A 405-nucleotide genomic window follows, 5' to 3' on the forward strand; every position below is an offset into this window, starting at 1 on the left:
GAACGGCACCGTCTGATAGAGGGACGCCGCCCCCGGCTCCGGGTCCGGGGTCCGTGCCACCACACCCGCCCCGCGCACCCGCTCCACGATCTGCCGCAGGTGCTCGGGCGTCGTACCGCAGCAGCCGCCGACCAGCGACAGCCCGTACTCGCGGACGAAGGTCTCCTGCGCGTCCGCCAGCTCGACAGCCGACAACGGGTAGTGCGCGCCCTGCTTCGTCAGCACCGGCAGACCCGCGTTCGGCATGCAGGAGAGCGGGATACGGGCATTGCGCGCCAGGTAGCGCAGGTGCTCGCTCATCTCTGCCGGGCCGGTGGCGCAGTTCAGACCGATCATGTCGATGCCCAGCGGCTCCAGCGCCGTCAGGGCCGCGCCGATCTCCGAACCCAGCAGCATCGTGCCGGT

Annotated in this window: 1 protein-coding gene; it reads right to left on the reverse strand. The window is 71.4% G+C overall.

What is annotated here, in order from left to right; all coding sequences use genetic code 11:
- On the reverse strand, positions 1 to 405 hold a 405-nt coding region (locus VR44_RS10185; RefSeq protein ID WP_045947097.1), incomplete at both ends, for a homocysteine S-methyltransferase family protein.

It is taken from the genome of Streptomyces katrae (genome assembly GCF_000966975.1).
GTDB classification, from domain to species: Bacteria; Actinomycetota; Actinomycetes; order Streptomycetales; family Streptomycetaceae; genus Streptomyces; species Streptomyces katrae.